Raw genomic sequence first — 18831 nt, 5'->3', positions numbered from 1 at the left:
GAACAGGCAGGCGAAAACCGGAAAGTTCGCCTGCCTGTCGGCCGATTGTCGCTGATCGGGGGCGCGTCAGCCCCGCACCGCGATCAGCCCTTCAGCGCCGGGGTCAGTGCCGCGTTGAACTCGTCCACCGTCAGCGGGGGGTTCTTGCTGCCCTCGGCGGTCAGCGTCTTGCCGTCCATCTTCAGCGTCGGGGTCCCCGTCACGCCGCTCGCGTCGAACGCGGCGGACATCTTCATCGCCCAGGCGTCGAAGGTGCCGTTCTCCACGTTCTTCTTGAACTGCGCGTTGCCCTTCAGGACCGGGACCGAGTCCGCGATCTCCAGGAGGTAGGAGTCCTTGGCGAACTTGTCCTGCGTCTCCTCCGGGTGGAACTTGGTGGAGTAGAGCGCAGCCTTGAACTTCAGGAACGCCTCCGGGCTCACGTCGAGCGCCGCGCCCAGAGCCGACAGGGCGTTCTTGGAGCCCTCGCCCTGGGCGGCGTTGTCGATGAAGGTGGCACCGATGTACTTGATCTTGTACTTGCCGTCCGCGACGTCCTTGTCGACCGTCGGGCCGACCTGCTGCTCGAACGTGGCGCAGACCGGGCAGCGCGAGTCCTCGTAGAGCTCCAGCGTCTTCTTGGCCTCCGGCTTGCCGATGACGACCGTCGTGCCGTTGGTGCCCTCGGTGTTCCTGGGCGCGGTGATGCTCGTCGCCTTCGCCGCCGCCTCCCACTGGGAGGGCTTGTTGGCCTGGACGACGATGTAGCCGACACCGCCCGCGACGGCGAGCGTGGCGACCGCCGAGACGCCGACGATCACCTGGCGGCGCATCTTGTCCTTCTTCGCCTGGCGTTCGCGCTCTATGCGCAGTCGCTCGCGGGCGGCCGCCTTGTTGGCCTGGCTGTTGCGTGCACTCATGATCGTGATCTCCGTGGAGTGAAAAGGAAAAGTGGGGACTGCGGTGCTCAGACGAGGGCGAGGCCCGAGCACGGAGGTCCCCGCCGTCCGACGGAGTGCACGAGAAGCCGGGCACCCGACCGGCGCGGCCGGTCCGACAGGCGCCCGCGGCGCACCGGAACCCGGCGCGTCACTCCGCGGAGCGCCGCCACCAGCAGCAGCGGCCGGAACGCGGAGGCAGCCACCGCGCCGGCCAGCCGGGCCAGCGCCCGCTCCCCGTGGCGCAGCCAGGCGGCGGCGAACAGCCCGACCGACACATGGGCGGCGAGGAGCAGCCACGGCAGAGCGGGGTTCGGCGTGTGCAGCAGGGCGGCCAGGCTCCCGCTCTCGGGCGCGGCCACGCCCGGCAGCGGTACGCCCACGGCGCCGCCGCACAGCAGGTCCACGCCGACCGAGCGCAGGGAACCGGCGACCGGGCCGCCCGCGGGGCCGTAACAGACCGTCTGCCCGGTGGTGAAGACCGTGTCGGCCGCCAGCTCCAGCGGTATCAACAGCCCGGCGATCGGCCCGAAGCCGCGCTCGCGGCCGGCCAGCGCGTAGGCCAGGGCGAAGACGGCGGCCGCGAGCATGCCGACGGTCGGCAGCGGCAACGGGACCCGGGACAGCAGCACGTGCGCGCCGGCGGACAGCGTCACGACCAGTGCCGTGAAGAGCGCCGCCCGCAGCCCCCTGAGCCGCGTCCCTGATATGTCCATAGCGCTGGAGAGTGTGCCATGCCTTCCTGTAAGACCCTCTTAAGGGATCCCTGTGAAGGATCAGAGGCCCGGGATCCGGCCGTTGCGGAACAGGTCCACGAAGATCTGGTGGTCGGCACGCGCGCGTGCGCCGTAGCTGTGCGCGAAGTCCACCAGGAGGTCCGCGAAGCCGTCCTCGTCGGCGGCGATCGCCGCGTCGATGGCCCGCTCGGTCGAGAACGGCACCAGCGAGTGGCCGCTGGAGTCGTCCGCCGCCGCGTGCATCGTCGCCGTCGCCCGGCCGAGGTCGGCGACGGTCGCCGCGATCTCCTCCAGGTCGTCGATGTCCGACCAGTCCAGGTCCACCGCGTACGGCGAGACCTCCGCCACGAGCTGCCCGGACCGGCTCCCTCCCTCTTCGATCTCCGTCCAGCCCAGCCACGGGTCCGCGTGCGCCTGCAGCGCCCGCTGCGAGATGACCGTGCGGTGACCCTCGTGCTGGAAGTACTGCCGTACGGCGGCGTCCGTCACATGGCGCGAGACCGCCGGCGTCTGCGCCTGCTTCATATAGATCACGACATCGTTCTCGAGGGCGTCGCTGTTGCCCTCGAGCAGGATGTTGTACGACGGCAGGCCGGCCGAGCCGATACCGACCCCGCGCCGGCCGACCACGTCCTTGACCCGGTACGAGTCGGGCCGCGCCAGGCTGGACTCCGGAAGCGTCTCCAGATAGCCGTCGAAGGCGGCCAGGACCTTGTAGCGGGTGGCCGCGTCCAGCTCGACGGAGCCGGCGCCCGAGGTGAAGCGGCGCTCGAAGTCCCGGATCTCCGTCATCGAGGCCAGCAGCCCGAAACGGGTCTTGGCGCGGGCGTCGCGCAGGGCGGCCAGGAGCGCGCCGTCGGCCGTGTCCAGCGTGAAGGGCGGGACCTCGTCGTTCTTGGCGCCCGTCGCCAGGGCGTGGACGCGCTCCCGGTAGGCGGCGGCGTAGATCCGTACCAGCTCGGTGATCTGCCCGTCACTGAGCGCCTTGGCGTAGCCGATCAGCGCCAGGGAGGCGGATAGCCGCTTCAGGTCCCAGGTGAAGGGGCCGACGTACGCCTCGTCGAAGTCGTTGACGTTGAAGACCAGCCGGCCGTTGGCGTCCATGTACGTGCCGAAGTTCTCCGCGTGCAGATCGCCGTGGATCCAGACCCGGCCGGTCCGCTCGTCCAGGTACGGGCCGCTGGGGCGCTCGCGCTCCAGGTCCGCGTAGAACAGGCATGCCGTGCCCCGGTAGAAGGCGAACGCGGAGGCGGCCATCTTGCGGAACTTGACGCGGAAGGCGGCGGGGTCGGCGGCGAGGAGATCACCGAAGGCGGTGTCGAAGACGGCGAGGATCTGCTCACCGCGCTGGGCGGCGGTGGGCTGGGGGACCGGCATCGAGGTGCCTCCTGGTGCGACGCTTGTGGTGACGAACAGGACGGTTGTTCCGTCGGGGACAACGCACGACCGTACCCGGGAGTGCCCGCCGACTGTCAGTCCGGAGACGTAGACTTCCACGCTGTCCCCCCAGACCGTTTTGGAGGCCTTCCGCCGTGACCAAGCCGCCCTTCACGCACCTTCACGTCCACACCCAGTACTCCCTGCTGGACGGTGCCGCGCGGCTCAAGGACATGTTCGACGCGTGCAACGAGATGGGCATGTCCCACATCGCGATGTCCGACCACGGCAACCTCCACGGGGCGTACGACTTCTTCCACTCCGCGAAGAAGGCCGGGGTGACGCCGATCATCGGCATCGAGGCGTATGTCGCCCCCGAGTCCCGGCGGAACAAGCGGAAGATCCAGTGGGGCCAGCCGCACCAGAAGAAGGACGACGTCTCCGGTTCCGGTGGTTACACCCACAAGACGATCTGGGCGGCGAACGTCACCGGACTGCACAACCTCTTCCGGCTCTCCTCCGACGCCTACGCCGAGGGCTGGCTGCAGAAGTGGCCGCGCATGGACAAGGAGACCATCGCGCAGTGGTCCGAGGGCCTGATCGCCTCCACCGGCTGCCCCTCCGGTGAACTGCAGACCCGGCTGCGCCTCGGCCAGTTCGACGAGGCCCTGAAGTCCGCCTCCGAGTACCAGGACATCTTCGGCAAGGACCGGTACTTCCTGGAGCTGATGGACCACGGCATCGAGATCGAGCGCCGCGTCCGCGACGGTCTCCTGGAGATCGGCAAGAAGCTCGGCATCCCGCCGCTGGTCACCAACGACTCGCACTACACGTACGCGCACGAGGCCGGCGCACATGACGCCCTGCTGTGCATCCAGACCGGCAAGAACCTCTCCGACCCGGACCGCTTCAAGTTCGACGGCACCGGCTACTACCTGAAGTCCACGGACGAGATGTACGCCATCGACTCCTCGGACGCCTGGCAGGAGGGCTGCGCCAACACGCGGCTGGTCGCCGAGCAGATCGACACCACCGGCATGTTCGAGGCCAAGAACCTCATGCCGAAGTTCGACATCCCGGAGGGCTACACCGAGGTCACCTGGTTCCGCGAGGAGACCATGCGGGGCATGCACCGCCGCTTCCCCGGCGGCATCCCCGAGGACCGCCTCAAGCAGGCCGAGTACGAGATGGACACCATCATCTCGATGGGCTTCCCGGGCTACTTCCTCGTCGTCGCCGACTTCATCATGTGGGCGAAGAAGCAGGGCATCGCCGTCGGCCCCGGCCGAGGCTCCGCGGCCGGTTCGATCGTCGCGTACGCCCTCGGCATCACCGACCTCGACCCGATCCCGCACGGTCTGATCTTCGAGCGGTTCCTCAACCCCGAGCGCATCTCGATGCCCGATGTCGACATCGACTTCGACGAGCGTCGGCGCGTCGAGGTGATCCGGTACGTGACCGAGAAGTACGGCTCCGACAAGGTCGCCATGATCGGCACGTACGGCAAGATCAAGGCGAAGAACGCGATCAAGGACTCCGCGCGCGTCCTCGGCTACCCGTACGCCATGGGCGACCGGCTCACCAAGGCCATGCCCGCCGACGTCCTCGGCAAGGGCATCGACCTCAACGGCATCACCGACCCCTCCCACCCTCGCTACAGCGAGGCGGGCGAGATCCGGGCGATGTACGAGAACGAGCCGGACGTGAAGAAGGTCATCGACACCGCCAAGGGTGTGGAGGGCCTGGTCCGGCAGATGGGTGTGCACGCCGCCGGCGTGATCATGTCCAGCGAGACCATCACCGAGCACGTCCCCGTCTGGGTGCGGCACACCGACGGCGTCACCATCACCCAGTGGGACTACCCGAGCTGCGAGTCGCTCGGCCTGCTGAAGATGGACTTCCTCGGCCTGCGCAACCTGACGATCATGGACGACGCCGTCAAGATGGTGAAGTCCAACAAGGGGATCGACATCGATCTCCTGGCCCTGCCGCTGGACGACCCCAAGACCTTCGAACTGCTCCAGCGCGGTGACACCCTCGGTGTCTTCCAGTTCGACGGCGGCCCCATGCGCTCGCTGCTGCGGCTGATGAAGCCCGACAACTTCGAAGACATCTCCGCCGTGTCCGCCCTGTACCGGCCGGGCCCGATGGGCATGAACTCGCACACCAACTACGCCCTGCGCAAGAACAAGCAGCAGGAGATCACCCCGATCCACCCGGAGCTGGAGGAGCCGCTCCGGGAGGTCCTCGGCGTCACCTACGGCCTGATCGTCTACCAGGAGCAGGTGCAGAAGGCCGCCCAGATCATCGCCGGGTACTCCCTCGGCGAGGCCGACATCCTGCGCCGCGTGATGGGCAAGAAGAAGCCCGAGGAGCTGGCGAAGAACTTCACCATCTTCCAGGCCGGTGCCAAGAAGAACGGCTACAGCGACGAGGCGATCCAGGCGCTCTGGGACGTCCTGGTCCCCTTCGCCGGCTACGCCTTCAACAAGGCGCACTCCGCAGCGTACGGCCTGGTCTCCTACTGGACCGCCTACCTCAAGGCCAACCACCCCGCCGAGTACATGGCGGGGCTGCTCACCTCGGTCAAGGACGACAAGGACAAGTCCGCGGTCTACCTCAACGAGTGCCGCCGCATGGGCATCAAGGTGCTGCCGCCCAATGTGAACGAGTCCGAGTCGAACTTCGCCGCCCAGGGCGACGACGTGATCCTCTTCGGCCTCTCCGCCGTACGCAACGTCGGCACCAACGTCGTCGAGTCGATCATCAAGACGCGCAAGGCCAAGGGGAAGTACAGCTCCTTCCCCGACTTCCTCGACAAGGTCGAGGCGGTCGTCTGCAACAAGCGGACCGTCGAATCGCTGATCAAGGCCGGCGCCTTCGACGAGATGGGCCACACCCGCAAGGGCCTGGTCGCCCACCACGAACCCATGATCGACAACGTGGTGGCGGTCAAGCGCAAGGAGGCCGAGGGACAGTTCGACCTCTTCGGCGGGATGGGCGACGAGACGAGCGAGGAGCCCGGCTTCGGCCTGGACGTCGAGTTCTCCGACGTCGAGTGGGAGAAGTCGTACCTCCTGGCCCAGGAGCGCGAGATGCTCGGCCTCTACGTCTCCGACCACCCGCTCTTCGGCCTGGAGCACGTGCTGTCCGACAAGACGGACGCCGGAATCTCCCAGCTGACGGGCGGCGAGCACTCCGACGGAGCGGTCGTCACCATCGGCGGCATCATCTCCGGCCTCCAGCGCAAGATGACCAAGCAGGGCAACGCCTGGGCCATCGCCACCGTGGAGGACCTGGCCGGCTCCATCGAGTGCATGTTCTTCCCGGCCACGTACCAGCTGGTCTCCACCCAGCTCGTCGAGGACACGGTCGTCTTCGTCAAGGGCCGCCTCGACAAGCGCGAGGACGTCCCCCGGCTGGTCGCCATGGAGCTGATGGTCCCCGACCTGTCGAACTCCGGCACCAACGCGCCCGTCGTGCTCACCATCCCGACGGTGAAGGTCACCCCGCCGATGATCAGCCGGCTCGGCGAGATCCTCGGGCACCACAAGGGCAACACCGAGGTACGGATCAAGCTCCAGGGCCCGCGGAAGACGACCGTGCTCCGGCTCGACCGGCACCGCGTCCAGCCCGACCCGGCGCTCTTCGGGGACCTGAAGGTGCTGCTCGGCCCGTCCTGCCTGGCCGGATAGCCCGCCCTGACCGTCCTGACAGGCCGGACAGGCCGGACAGGCCGGGCGGCATGCGGAAGGGGCGCGCCCGTCGTCACGGGCGCGCCCCTTACCGCATATCTGCGGATGGATCAGTTATGGCCGAAGCGCTTCTGCCTGCCCTTGCGGGCCATGTCGCCGGGAGTCACCTGCGAGGCGCGCTGCTCGGTCTGCGACTCCATCGCCGACTGCTGCGCCTGCTGGGTACCGCGCTCGGCCGGGGACTGCTTCTGCGGACGGTTCTGGTTCTTGTTCTTGGCCATGGTGATGCCTCCTCGGGGGGATCTCGGGGCCAGGGCCGCTGTCAGACTCACATACGGTATGAACCGCCGCATTTCGGATCATTACGGACCGTGAGCGCGCCGGTCAGCGCGCCGGGCGCGTGAGATCCGCCACGCCGATGATCCAGTTCCGGCCGTCAACCTCCCGGCCGTCGGGCAGACTCGAAGGATTCCGAAGCAACTCCCGATCCCGAGGTTCCCGAAAGAGGGTGGAACACGTGGACCGCTGCGTCGTTCTCGTGGACGCCGGCTATCTGCTGGGCGCCGCCGCGAGCCTCCTCGCCGGGGAACCGGCCCGTTCCCGGATCACCGTCGACCACGCCGCCCTCATCCAGGGCCTGCGCGAACGCGCCGAGGCCGACACCGAGCAGCCCCTGCTGCGCATCTACTGGTTCGACGGCGCACCCGACCGTGTACCCCAGCCCGAACACCGCCGACTGCGCGTGATGCCCCGCGTCACCGTCCGGCTGGGCGCCCTGACCCGCAGCGACGGCCGCTGGGCGCAGAAGGGCGTCGACGCCGCCATGCACGCCGAACTCACCGAACTGGCCAGAAACCGCGCCTGCTCCGACGTCGTCCTCGTGACCGGCGACGGCGACCTCCTGCCCGGCCTGATGTCCGCCAAGGAACACGGCGTCGCCGTCCACCTCTGGGCCGTCCAGGCCGCCGACGGCGACTACAACCAGTCCGAGGACCTCGTCGCCGAGGCCGACGAGCGCCGGGTCCTCGACCGCGCCTGGATCACCCGCGCCGTCCGCGCCAAGGACCTCACCGGCCTCTGCCCGCCCCCGCCCGCCCCGCGCCCCGAGATCGCCGCGATCCTCTCCGCCCCGCTGCCCGAATCGGCGCTCGCCGCCTCCGCCGAACGGGCCGCCGAGGCCGCCGCCTCGGCCGCCGGACAGAACGGAACACAGGCCCCCGCCCCCTCCACGCCGTCCACGAACGGATCGTCGGCGGGCGCCCCCGCATCCGGCGCAGGCAAGGGCGTCCCCACCCCCAAGGACCTCGCCGGGCTGCGCGGCCCCGGCGCCCAGGTCGCCCCCCAGCCGGCCAACGCGACCCTGCGCTGGTCCTCCGACAAGGGCTGGATCGAACGCCCCGGCAGCTCCCTCGGCGAACCCGCGGAGACGGCCTCGCTGCCGACCCTCGCCCAGCTCACCAGCGCCGAGCAGCGCTGGGCCGACCGAGAGGAGGACATCACCACCGTCGGCGGCGACCCCTTCGAAGTGGGACAGGTGTTCGCCCGCCGCTGGATGGAACGGCTCCCGGACCAGGGCCACGTCCAGCGGCTCTCCACGATGTACCCGCGCATCCCGCACCGCATCGACGGCGAACTCCTCCGGTACGCGGCGCGGTTCGGCCTGCTCGCCCACAAGGACGACCAGATCGACGAGCACGACCGGTACGCCATCCGGGCCGGGTTCTGGCGTGAGCTCGACGTCCGGGCCGCCGCGGAACACGCCCCCGCGGGGGAGTAGGCCCGGGGACCCCGTAGGCTCATCCCTCGTGAGTACGGTGTGCGTGGTGCGGGATCTGGTCAAGACGTACCCCGCCGCGCGCGGCAGGCGAGGAGCGCCCGCGACGCCCGAGGTGCGAGCCACCGACGGCATCAGCCTGGACGTCCGCGGCGGCGAGATCTTCGGCCTGCTCGGCCCCAACGGCGCCGGCAAGTCCACCCTCGTCCGCCAGCTGACCGGCCTCATGCGCCCCGACTCCGGCACCGTCGAGATGCTCGGCCACGACCTCGTACGCCACCCGGAGCGCGCCGCGCGGCTGCTCGCCTACCTCGGCCAGGAGTCCACCGCGCTCGACGAGCTGACGGTCGCGCTCGCCGCCGAGACCACCGGGCGGCTGCGCGGTCTGACGGCCCGGGACGCGCGTGCCGCGCGGGACGCCGTCCTGGAGGAGCTCGGCCTGACCGAGCTCGCCGGGCGGCCCCTGAAGAAGCTCTCCGGCGGGCAGCGACGGCTCGCCTGCGTCGCCGCCGCCCTGATCGGACAGCGGCCGGTCCTCGTCCTCGACGAACCCACCACCGGCATGGACCCGATCGCCCGGCGGGCCGTCTGGGCCGCCGTCGACCGGCGGCGCGCCGAACACGGCACGACCGTGCTGCTCGTCACCCACAACGTGATCGAGGCCGAGACCGTACTGGACCGGGTGGCCGTCCTCGAACGGGGCCGGGTCATCGCCTGCGACACCCCGGCCGGGCTCAAGGAACGCGTCGCCGGAGAGGTCCGGGTCGACCTGGTCTGGCGCGAACGCGCCCCTCTGGATGTCCCCGAGGTCGCCGCGCTGCGGACCTCGGCGCAGGAGTCCGGCAGGCGCTGGACCCTCCGGCTCGCCCCGGACGAGGCGAGGGCGGCGGTCGCCGCCGTCACGGGCGGCGCCGCGTTCGCGGCCCTGGACGACTTCACGCTGGCTACGCCGAGCCTGGAGGACGTGTACCTGGCACTGGGCGGCGAGACCAAGGGACTGGTGAAGGCGTGAGGCATCGCCCGAGTGACGGGAGCAGTACGCAGTGAGCATCGTGCCCGCCGAGGTCCTGTCGGCCGGGGCGCCGGTCGCCCAGGCCCGTGACGGCGACAGGGAGAGCGCCGCGCCCCTCGCGCCGCGTGCCCGGCTGCTGCCCGCCCTCGCCGCCGTGTACCGGGCGCAGCTCTCGCGCGCCCGGGTCTCGCGCATCCCGCTGCTCTTCGTGGCGACGTTCCAGTCCGTCGGGATCATGGTGCTGATGCGGGGTGTCGTCGACGGCGGGGCGGAGGCGCGGGCCGTGGTGGCCGGTTCGTCCGTCCTCGTCGTCGCCTTCGTCGCGCTCAATCTGCTCGCCCAGTACTTCGGGCAGCTACGGGCCGGCGGCGGGCTCGACCACTACGCGACGCTGCCGGTGCCGCCGGCGGCCGTGGTCCTGGGCGCGGCGGGCGCGTACGCCTCCTTCACGGTGCCCGGGACGGTGGTGACCGCCGTCATCGGGTCCGTACTCTTCGGGCTGCCGCTCGCCCATCTGTGGATCCTGGCGGCGGTCGTGCCGCTGGCCGGGGCGGCGCTCGCGGGGCTCGGAGCGGCGCTCGGACTGCTCGCGCCGCGCCAGGAACTCGCCACGCTCCTCGGTCAGCTGGGCATGTCGGCGGCGCTGCTGCTCGGTGTCCTGCCGGCGGACCGGCTGCCGGCGCCGATCGGCTGGGCGCGGGACCTGCTGCCGTCGACGTACGGGGTGGAGGCGCTGGCCCGGACGTTCGATCCGCGGCCGGACTGGGCGGCGGTCGGTCTCGACCTCGCGGTGTGCGGGGCGGTCGGTGTGGTGTCGCTGGCGGTGGCGACGTGGGCGTACCGGCGGGCGGCGGTCCGCTGAGGCGACGCGCGGGGGGACCTGGCACGATGGCGGGGTGACCGCACCTCTGACACCGCCTCACCAGCCGCAGCCGCACGACGCCCATGCGTGGCCCTCGCCGTACCCTCCGCTGTCCGGGGAGGACGGCGTACCGAGCACGGCGACGGAGCTGCGGCAGGCCGCCGTGGTGACCGCCGTCTCGACGGTGGCCGGGGCGGCGCTGGGGTTGCTGTGGCTGTGGCTGGCGCCGAGGGTGCCGCTGATCTCGGACGGCAAGGCGGTGTTCCTGCGCCACAGCGAGGGCGAGGCGGCGATCGGCGCGGACGGCACGTTCGTGCTGCTGGCGCTGGGGTTCGGGGCGGTCGCCGCGCTGGTCGTCTTCCTGTTCCACCGGCACGGCGGGGTCGCTCTCGTCCTCGCGCTGGCGGCGGGCGGCGTGCTCGGATCGCTGCTCGCGTGGGGCGTGGGGACGTATCTGGGGCCGACGCACGATGTGGTGGGCCATGCGAAGGCGGTCGGGTCGAACGTGGTGTTCGAGGCGCCGCTGAAGCTGGAGATGTGGCAGGGGGCGATTCTGGCGTGGCCGCTGGCGGCGATGATCGTCCACCTGGGCGTGACGGCGGTGTTCGGCCCCCGGGACCCGGAACCGGAATGGCCCCCGACGCCCCCGACGCCCCCGACGCCGTCGGCCCAGGGCTGAGGGCCTTCCCCCACCCCACCCCTCCCCGAAACCCTGACGGGCCCGGGGGCTCCGCCCCCGAACCCCCGGCGCGGCGGCTTCGCGTCGCGGGACCGGGGCCCCGCACGGCTGGCGGCCTCGCGCGGCGAGGGGGAGGGCTTGCGGGGGCCCGCACCTGTGGTGGCGGCAGCTTCGCGCCGCAGGACGTGCCCGCTCCCTGCGACAGCTTCGCGCCGCAGGACGTGCCCGCTCCCTGCGGCGGCTTCGCGCCGCGAGGGGCGAGGTCTGCGGGCCGGGCCCGCACTCTGCGTGGCGGCGGCTTCGCGCCGCGTGCCACTGGCCCCGAACGCTGGCGGCTTCACGGTGGCGGCTTCACGGTGGCGGCTTCGCGCCGCCGGACCGTGCCCGATCCGGGGCCCCGAACGCGTGGCGGCGTCGCGCCGCTCGCGCACCCGCCGGAGACTGCTACGCGCGGCCGATCGGGGCCAGGACCGCCGTGGTCAGGGTGGCCAGGTCCGTGGGGGAGAGTTCGACCTCCAGGCCGCGGCGGCCTGCCGAGACGCAGATGGTCGCGTGGGTGGCGGCCGAGGAGTCGAGGACCGTGCGGAGGCGTTTGCGCTGGCCCAGCGGGGAGATGCCGCCGCGGACGTAGCCGGTGGTGCGTTCCGCCGCGGCCGGGTCCGCCATCGCCGCGCGCTTGCCGCCCACCGCCGAGGCCAGCGCCTTGAGGTCCAGCTGGCCCGCGACCGGCACGACGGCGACCGTCAGTTCGCCGTCCACGTCCGCCACCAGGGTCTTGAAGACGCGGTCCGGCGACACGCCCAGCGCCTCCGCCGCCTCCTCGCCGTACGAGGGCGACGCCGGGTCGTGGTCGTACGCGTGGAGCGTGAACGGGGTGCCCGCCGCCGTCAGGGCGACCGTCGCCGGGGTCCCGCCGCCCCCGTTGGCCGCCTTCTTCTGCTTCTTCGCCACAGGGCTCCTCCGTCAGTTCGGGCTGGTCGGCGCCCGCGTCAGCTCCACCGCCGGCAGCGACGGCAGATGCCGCAGCACCGCCGTCTCGGCCCGCAGCAGCGAAAGTTCCTCGCGCAGCCGCGTCGCCGTGTCCGGCGCCTGCAGCAGCCGCTGCTTCGCCGGGGTGTCGAGCACCGCCGCCGCGGCGACCAGGTACGACACCACCGACGGGTCGTCCGGCAGCTCACTCGTCGTCAGCGACCGCTCCCGCGCGCCCGCGAGCCGCTTCTGGTAGTTCCGGAACGCCCGCAGCACGCCCTCGGCGAGCGTGCCCGCCTCGTCGCCCTGCTCCTCCGGGATCTCCTCGACCTCCGCCACCAGGAACGGCCCGCTCGCGTCGACCGACAGCAGCTTCACCCGGGTCGTCCCCGTCGCCATCACCTCGAAGCTGCCGTTCGCGCGCTCCCGGATCGTCGCCGCGTCGGCGATGCAGCCGACCCGGTGGAACGCCTGGATCGGGTCGGAGCCGAAGCCCGCGGCCGGTCCCTTCTCCGGCTGCGCCGTCGGATCCGGCATGCCGGGTGCGGTCTGCGCGACCTCACGGCCGTCGCGGATCGCCACGACGGCGAAGCGGCGCGGCTCCGACTCGTCGGTCTTCAGCAGCTCGCGCATCATGGCGCGATATCGCTCCTCGAAGACGTTCAGGGGCAGCACGAGGCCCGGGAACAGCACCGCGTTGAGCGGGAAGAGAGGCAGGCGAGCGGTGGTCACAGCGGTCAAGCGTAATGGTCGCGGGGCCCGCCTCGTCCGGCCCGTCCCTGTCCGGCTCCCCGCAGTGGCGTCGCACGGGCGACTTCCAGCCGTGCCGCGTCCCGCGCCGCGAGGAACCGGGCGAGCGGATCCTCGCCCACCAGCGTCCAGGGGAAGGACGTCGCGTACGGCCCCACCCGCCGGAACTCCTCCAGTGCCTCGTCCCACCGCCTGCGCCGCATCAGGACGTAGACGAGCACGTTGCGGACCTCGGCGGGCCACGGATCGCCGGCCGGATAGTCGGCGGACAGCGTGATCGCCCGGTCCGCCGCCGCGTCGATCCGGTCCTCGTGCGGGTGGCCGTGGCCGACCAGGAGCTCGGCGAAGGCGGCCCGGGCGGGCAGAGCCTGGACCAGCGAGCCGGGGAGCGCGTCCTCCGCGGCCTGCTCCGCGAAGTCGAAGCACTCGCGGTGCGAGCCGTACCACTGGGCCGAGAGGTACTTCAGGGCGGCGACATGGCAGCCGTAGTGGTGCGGGGAGCGGCGCACCGCCTGCTCCCACAGCGACTCGAAGACCGTGTGCCCGGCGTGCGTGCCGCGTGCGTGGTCCAGGGCGAGACGCCACGGCACCGGATCGCGCGGTGCCGCCTCGGAGGCCGCGTCGATCAGCGGGCCCAGCTCGCGCAGCCGTTCGGCGCGGGCCGGCGACTCCCACGCCCTGCGCACCGCCAGCTGGGCCTTGACGAGGAGGGCGTCGGGGTCGCGGGGCGTGGCGGCGAGCCAGTGGGCCAGCCATTCGTCACGGCTGTAGGCGAAGGTGGCCAACCGCGCGACATACCGGTCCCGGTTCTCCCATTCGGCGGCCTCCCGGGTCGTGGCGAGGAGCTTGGCCGCCGGCTCCGGGTCCGCCAGGGCGGCGGCGACCAGCGCGGGGGCGAGCCGTTCGTCCGGCACGTCGAGCAGCACGTCGTCGTCCGGCGGCAGGGCGGCGGTGAGCCGGGGCGCGTGCCGGACGAGTCGGGCGGTGCCGATCAGGGCGCGGAGCAATGACATGGTGCGGACCATTGAAAACCGCAGGTGAGGGCGGCGCCAGTGGAGAGCTGTGAAGCTTTGGTAGCGGCGGGAAAGTTGTCCTGACCGAGGTCAAGACCGGGTAAAGAAAGAGGTGAGGTTCGCGGGAATGCGTGCTCCGCGCGCCCCGTCCGTCCCGCGCCCCGGAGACGCCCCGCATCGCGCGCCCCGGCACCGCCCCGCCCCGCGCTAGCCCCGCCTCAAAAGTCTCGACGCCCCCGCCGCCACCGTCGTCGCCAGAACCCATCCCAGCAGGATCAGTACGGTCGAGACCCACTGCCAGGCGCCCTCCAGCCGCCAGTAGCCGTCCTGGCCCAGGTTGATCACCGGCAGCAGCAGATCGAGCGCGTACAGCGTGGCGTTCCACCGAGGGGACTCGTCGCCCTTCAGCGGCACCGGGTCGTAGCGCGAGAACGCCACCGCACCGGCCGCCCACAGCACCGCCATCCACAGCGCGGCCCGCCCCGGGCGGTAGCCGTACGCCACCGTCCAGTCCTGGAGGTAGCCCCACAGCTTGCCGGCCACCGGCAGCGTCTCCCGGCGTCTGCGCTGCTTGGCGAGCAGCACCTCCCGGGCGTCCGCGTCCTCCCCGCTGGCGCGCAGCACCGTCGCCAGCCGTTCGTACGGCTCCGGGGCGTACTCCGGGGTCGCCGCCGCCACCCACTCGAGCCGCCGGGCCAGTGGGAAGTGGCCGTACGGCACCAGGTTCTCGTAGACGAAACCGTTCATCGCGAGCCCGCCGGGCCCCGGCCAGCTGGTCGACAGGTCGATCAGGGTCACGATCTTGGCGCCGTTGAGCACCACCCGCCCCTCCTCCGGGCGCTCGCCGTTGAACCGCAGCTCCGGCGTGACGATCCGGCGCAGCGACACCTCCTCACGGTGCGCCCCGTTCAGCATGAAGCGGGCGTAGTGCAGGTCCACCGCGTCACCGAACCGCCCGTCGTCGAGCCGCACCCCGCCATGGCACTCGACCGGCTTGCGCCGCGCCCCCCGCACCGGTGTGTACCCGATGCCGTACGGGGGAGTGGCCGTGGCGTTCCCCGTGGACTCGTACACCCAGGCCGCGTTCAGATACAGCGAACGCTCCACCGTCAGCTGCGGCGCGTTCAGCGCCCGCCGCTCCTGCGCCCCGCGCAGCACACTGCCCCGCAGGCTGAGCGAGACGCCCACCTTCGCGCCGCGCAGACTCAGCTCGCCATGCGTCTCGATCAGCTCCGCCTGCAGGTCCTGCGCCACCACGAGACCGTCCGCGGTGATCGCCCGGCCTCGCCGGTCGGGCCACACCTGGATCTGGTTGATCAGCAGATCCGTGCCGATCTGCGCGTCCGTGAGCCGGATGCCCCGCTCCACCCGGCAGCGCGGCAGATGGAGGTCGCCCTCGGTGTGCAGCCGCGCCCCCTCCAGGCGCGGGATCGCGCACTCCACCATCCGCAGCGTCCCGAAGTGCGCCTCCGGCAGCACGATCTCGTGGTCGAACCGGCAGCGGTTCAGCTCCACGTACGGACCTATCGTCCCGCCCGCGAGGTTCAGCGCCCCCGTGATCCGCACCCCCCGCAGCTTGAGCGCCGCGACCCGCCCCGACCGGGCCGCCGGGCCGTCGAGCAGCAGCAGAGCCACCACCTCGGCGCGCACACTGCGCTCGTCCCCCCACGGATGCGATCCGAACGGATCGTCCCGTGTCGCGTCCCCGTCGCTCATGTCACAGGTCCTGCCCACCCGGAACGCCCACCACATGGACCGCTCCGGGCCCGTGAGACCGTCCGGCATACCGTCCTCGTGCGGCTCGGTCACTGCCGCCCCCTCGCTTTCCACGAACCCGCTTTCCTGGATTCGTACAGCCGTTCTTCCCGCTGAGTGACGGACTGAACGCTAACGGTCAGCTGTGGCGACAAGACGCCAGTGTGGCTCGTATCAGCCAGTGATACGGACGTCCGGCGCCTGTGGGGCGTCTGAGAGAATTGACCCGTGATCTCTCGAATCGATCTGCGCGGCGACACCCTCCCCGAGGGTGGCGCTCTGCGCGACCTGCTGCCCCGTGCCGAGTTCGACGTGGAAGCCGCCCTGGAGAAGGTGCGGCCGATCTGCGAGGACGTCCGGCATCATGGCGCGGCCGCGGTGATCGACTACGGGGAGAAGTTCGACGGCGTACGCGTCACCGACCTGCGGGTCCCCGCCGAGACGATCGCACGCGCCCTCGACGAGCTCGACCCGGCGGTCCGGGCGGCCCTGGAGGAGTCCATCCGCCGGGCCAGGATCGTCCACCGCGAGCAGCGCCGCACCACCCACACCACGCAGGTCGTGCCCGGCGGCACGGTCACCGAGAAGTGGGTCCCGGTCGAGCGCGTGGGCCTCTACGTCCCCGGCGGCCGCTCCGTGTACCCCTCGTCCGTCGTCATGAACGTCGTCCCCGCCCAGGAGGCCGGCGTCGAGGGCGTCGCCATCGCGTCGCCGCCGCAGAAGGAGTTCGGAGGCCTGCCGCACCCGACGATCCTCGCCGCGTGCGCGCTGCTCGGCGTCGACGAGGTGTACGCCGCGGGCGGCGCCCAGGCCATCGCGATGTTCGCCTACGGCACCGAGGGCACCGAGGACGCGCCCGGCTGCGCCCCCGTCAACCTGGTCACCGGCCCCGGCAACATCTACGTCGCCGCCGCCAAGCGCCTCCTCAAGGGCCGTATCGGCATCGACGCCGAGGCCGGACCGACCGAGATCGCGATCCTCGCGGACTCCACCGCCGACCCGGTGCACGTCGCCGCCGACCTGATCAGCCAGGCCGAGCACGACCCGATGGCCGCCGCCGTCCTCGTCACCGACTCCGAGGAGCTCGCCGCCGCCACCGAGGCCGAGCTGAAGACCCAGGTCGCCGCCTCCAAGCACATCGACGACCGGATCGTGCCGGCTCTGGCCGGAAAGCAGTCCGCGATCGTCCTCGTCCGCGACCTGGAGGACGGCCTCAAGGTCGTCGACGCGTACGGCGCCGAGCACCTGGAGATCCAGACCGCCGACGCCGCCGCCCGCGCCGACCGCGTCCGCAACGCCGGCGCGATCTTCGTCGGTCCCTGGGCCCCGGTCTCACTGGGCGACTACTGCGCCGGCTCCAACCACGTGCTGCCCACCGGCGGCTGCGCCTGCCACTCCTCGGGCCTGTCCGTGCAGTCCTTCCTGCGCGGCATCCACATCGTGGACTACACCCGCGACGCCCTCGCCGAGGTCACCCACCACGTGGTGACCCTCGCCGAGGCGGAGGACCTGCCCGCCCACGGTGCCGCCCTGAAGGCCCGGTTCGGATGGAAGGTGCCCGAGAGCAAGTGACCTCGCACGACACGGTCGGCATCGACGACCTCCCCATCCGCGACGAGCTGCGCGGCAAGTCCCCGTACGGCGCGCCCCAGCTCGACGTCCCCGTCCAGCTGAACACCAACGAGAACCCCTACCCGCTGCCCGAGCCCCTCGTGGCCCGGATCGCGGAGCGGGTCGCCGAGGCCGCCCGCGGCCTCAACCGCTATCCCGACCGGGACGCCGTCGAGCTGCGCACCGAGCTCGCCCGCTATCTCACCCGTACCGGAAAGCACCCGGTCTCGGTCGAGAACGTGTGGGCCGCCAACGGCTCCAACGAGGTCCTCCAGCAGCTGCTGCAGACCTTCGGCGGCCCCGGCCGTACGGCCATCGGCTTCGAACCCTCGTACTCGATGCACGCGCTCATCGCCCGCGGCACCGGCACCGGCTGGATCTCCGGACCGCGCGGTGACGACTTCACCATCGACGTCGAGGCGGCCGAGAAGGCGATCGCCGAACACCGGCCGGACGTCGTCTTCATCACCTCGCCCAACAACCCCACGGGCACGGCCGTCGAGGCCGAGACCGTCCTCGCGCTGTACGAAGCCGCCCAGGCCGCCAAGCCCTCGCTCGTGGTGGTCGACGAGGCGTACGTCGAATTCAGCCACCGCGACTCGCTGCTGCCGCTGATCGAGGGCCGGCCGAACCTGGTCGTCTCCCGCACCATGTCCAAGGCCTTCGGCGCCGCCGGACTGCGCCTGGGCTATCTCGCCGCCCACCCCGCCGTGGTCGACGCCGTGCAGCTCGTACGCCTGCCGTACCACCTGTCCGCCGTCACCCAGGCCACCGCGCTGGCCGCCCTGGAGCACACCGACACGCTCCTCGGATACGTCGAGCAGCTCAAGACCGAGCGCGACCGCCTGGTCACCGAGCTGCGGACCATCGGCTTCGACGTCACCGAGTCCGACGCCAACTTCGTCCAGTTCGGCCGCTTCGACGGAGCCGAGGGCTCCCACGCGGCCTGGCAGAAGATCCTCGACCGGGGCGTCCTGGTCCGGGACAACGGCGTGCCGGGCTGGCTGCGGGTCACCGCCGGCACCCCCGAAGAGAACGACGCGTTCCTCGATGCGGTTCGCGCACTGAAGAAGGAGCAGAGCTCATGAGCCGCGTAGGACGGGTCGAGCGCACCACCAAGGAGACCTCCGTCGTCGTCGAGATCGACCTCGACGGCACCGGCAAGGTCGATGTCGCCACCGGCGTCGGCTTCTACGACCACATGCTCGACCAGCTCGGCCGCCACGGCCTGTTCGACCTCACGGTCAAGACCGACGGCGATCTGCACATCGACTCCCACCACACCATCGAGGACACCGCCCTCGCGCTGGGCGCCGCCTTCAAGCAGGCCCTCGGCGACAAGGTCGGCATCTACCGCTTCGGCAACTGCACCGTCCCCCTGGACGAGTCGCTCGCCCAGGTGACCGTGGACCTCTCCGGCCGTCCCTACCTGGTGCACACCGAGCCCGAGAACATGGCGCCGATGATCGGCTCCTACGACACGACGATGACCCGGCACATCTTCGAGTCCTTCGTCGCGCAGGCCCAGATCGCGCTGCACATCCACGTGCCGTACGGCCGCAACGCCCACCACATCGTGGAGTGCCAGTTCAAGGCGCTGGCCCGGGCCCTGCGCTACGCCTCCGAGCGCGACCCGCGCGCGGCCGGCATCCTGCCCTCCACGAAGGGCGCGCTCTAATC

General features: G+C 71.5%; 16 protein-coding genes. 8 read left to right on the top strand and 8 right to left on the bottom strand.

Going from position 1 to position 18831, the window contains the following annotated elements; genetic code table 11:
- Window positions 1-83 precede the first annotated feature (83 nt).
- From ABZY12_RS10490 to ABZY12_RS10480, 3 genes are read right to left on the bottom strand one after another with little or no spacing between them, the layout of a single operon-like run.
- Entirely contained in the window at window positions 84-899 is an 816-nt protein-coding gene (locus ABZY12_RS10490) for a DsbA family protein (protein WP_356888897.1), read from the bottom strand.
- A 47-nt stretch (window positions 900-946) separates the two neighbouring features.
- Window positions 947-1633 (bottom strand): hypothetical protein, encoded by a 687-nt coding sequence (locus ABZY12_RS10485; RefSeq protein ID WP_356888896.1) that lies wholly within the window; start codon window positions 1631-1633, stop codon window positions 947-949.
- Window positions 1634-1693: 60 nt separating this feature from the next.
- Window positions 1694-3031, bottom strand: a complete 1338-nt coding sequence (locus tag ABZY12_RS10480) for a DUF2252 domain-containing protein (RefSeq protein ID WP_356888895.1) — start codon at window positions 3029-3031, stop codon at window positions 1694-1696.
- A gap of 155 nt (window positions 3032-3186) precedes the next feature.
- Here ABZY12_RS10480 and dnaE point away from each other — a divergent pair, with 155 nt between their 5' ends.
- Complete coding sequence (dnaE, locus tag ABZY12_RS10475; protein ID WP_356888894.1) at window positions 3187-6726, top strand: DNA polymerase III subunit alpha; 3540 nt, start codon at window positions 3187-3189, stop codon at window positions 6724-6726.
- Window positions 6727-6836: 110 nt separating this feature from the next.
- Here the strand turns inward: dnaE and ABZY12_RS10470 are convergent, their stop codons facing one another.
- Window positions 6837-7007 (bottom strand): hypothetical protein, encoded by a 171-nt coding sequence (locus tag ABZY12_RS10470; RefSeq protein WP_356888893.1) that lies wholly within the window; start codon window positions 7005-7007, stop codon window positions 6837-6839.
- Between the two features lie 227 nt (window positions 7008-7234).
- Here ABZY12_RS10470 and ABZY12_RS10465 point away from each other — a divergent pair, with 227 nt between their 5' ends.
- From ABZY12_RS10465 to ABZY12_RS10450, 4 genes are read left to right on the top strand one after another with little or no spacing between them, the layout of a single operon-like run.
- The gene (locus ABZY12_RS10465; RefSeq protein ID WP_356888892.1) at window positions 7235-8503 is read left to right on the top strand and encodes an NYN domain-containing protein; all 1269 of its coding nucleotides are present in this window, start codon (window positions 7235-7237) and stop codon (window positions 8501-8503) included.
- A 37-nt stretch (window positions 8504-8540) separates the two neighbouring features.
- Window positions 8541-9512 carry an ABC transporter ATP-binding protein gene (locus ABZY12_RS10460; RefSeq protein ID WP_356889009.1) on the top strand — a complete coding sequence of 324 codons (972 nt, stop codon included), beginning with the start codon at window positions 8541-8543 and terminating at the stop codon, window positions 9510-9512.
- A gap of 31 nt (window positions 9513-9543) precedes the next feature.
- A complete protein-coding gene (locus ABZY12_RS10455) occupies window positions 9544-10374 on the top strand; it encodes an ABC transporter permease (RefSeq protein WP_356888891.1) in 831 nt (276 codons plus the stop codon).
- 34 nt (window positions 10375-10408) lie between these two features.
- Window positions 10409-11053, top strand: a complete 645-nt coding sequence (locus ABZY12_RS10450) for a DUF2567 domain-containing protein (protein ID WP_356888890.1) — start codon at window positions 10409-10411, stop codon at window positions 11051-11053.
- Window positions 11054-11497: 444 nt separating this feature from the next.
- Here the strand turns inward: ABZY12_RS10450 and ybaK are convergent, their stop codons facing one another.
- From ybaK to ABZY12_RS10430, 4 genes are all read right to left on the bottom strand, one after another.
- Window positions 11498-12004: a Cys-tRNA(Pro) deacylase gene (ybaK, locus tag ABZY12_RS10445; protein ID WP_356888889.1), complete on the bottom strand. Its 507-nt coding sequence runs from the start codon at window positions 12002-12004 to the stop codon at window positions 11498-11500.
- 12 nt (window positions 12005-12016) lie between these two features.
- Window positions 12017-12754: an LON peptidase substrate-binding domain-containing protein gene (locus ABZY12_RS10440; RefSeq protein ID WP_356888888.1), complete on the bottom strand. Its 738-nt coding sequence runs from the start codon at window positions 12752-12754 to the stop codon at window positions 12017-12019.
- A gap of 5 nt (window positions 12755-12759) precedes the next feature.
- Entirely contained in the window at window positions 12760-13797 is a 1038-nt protein-coding gene (locus ABZY12_RS10435) for a hypothetical protein (protein ID WP_356888887.1), read from the bottom strand.
- A gap of 195 nt (window positions 13798-13992) precedes the next feature.
- Window positions 13993-15594, bottom strand: a complete 1602-nt coding sequence (locus ABZY12_RS10430) for an oxidoreductase (RefSeq protein WP_356888886.1) — start codon at window positions 15592-15594, stop codon at window positions 13993-13995.
- A 174-nt stretch (window positions 15595-15768) separates the two neighbouring features.
- Between ABZY12_RS10430 and hisD the strand changes: the two genes are divergently transcribed.
- Genes hisD through hisB form a run of 3 tightly spaced genes read left to right on the top strand, consistent with a single transcriptional unit; the run spans window position 15769 to window position 18829 of the window.
- Window positions 15769-17112, top strand: a complete 1344-nt coding sequence (gene hisD, locus ABZY12_RS10425) for a histidinol dehydrogenase (protein WP_356888885.1) — start codon at window positions 15769-15771, stop codon at window positions 17110-17112.
- A complete protein-coding gene (locus tag ABZY12_RS10420; RefSeq protein ID WP_356888884.1) occupies window positions 17109-18239 on the top strand; it encodes a histidinol-phosphate transaminase in 1131 nt (376 codons plus the stop codon). Before hisD ends, ABZY12_RS10420 begins: the two co-directional genes overlap by 4 nt.
- Window positions 18236-18829 (top strand): imidazoleglycerol-phosphate dehydratase HisB, encoded by a 594-nt coding sequence (gene hisB / locus ABZY12_RS10415; RefSeq protein WP_158986436.1) that lies wholly within the window; start codon window positions 18236-18238, stop codon window positions 18827-18829. Before ABZY12_RS10420 ends, hisB begins: the two co-directional genes overlap by 4 nt.
- Window positions 18830-18831 lie beyond the last annotated feature (2 nt).

The sequence above is a fragment of the Streptomyces sp. NPDC006551 genome, from assembly GCF_040611675.1.
GTDB lineage: Bacteria > Actinomycetota > Actinomycetes > Streptomycetales > Streptomycetaceae > Streptomyces.
The sequence above is the reverse complement of the archived record's forward strand: the minus strand, read 5'-3'. Positions and strand labels throughout refer to the sequence as shown.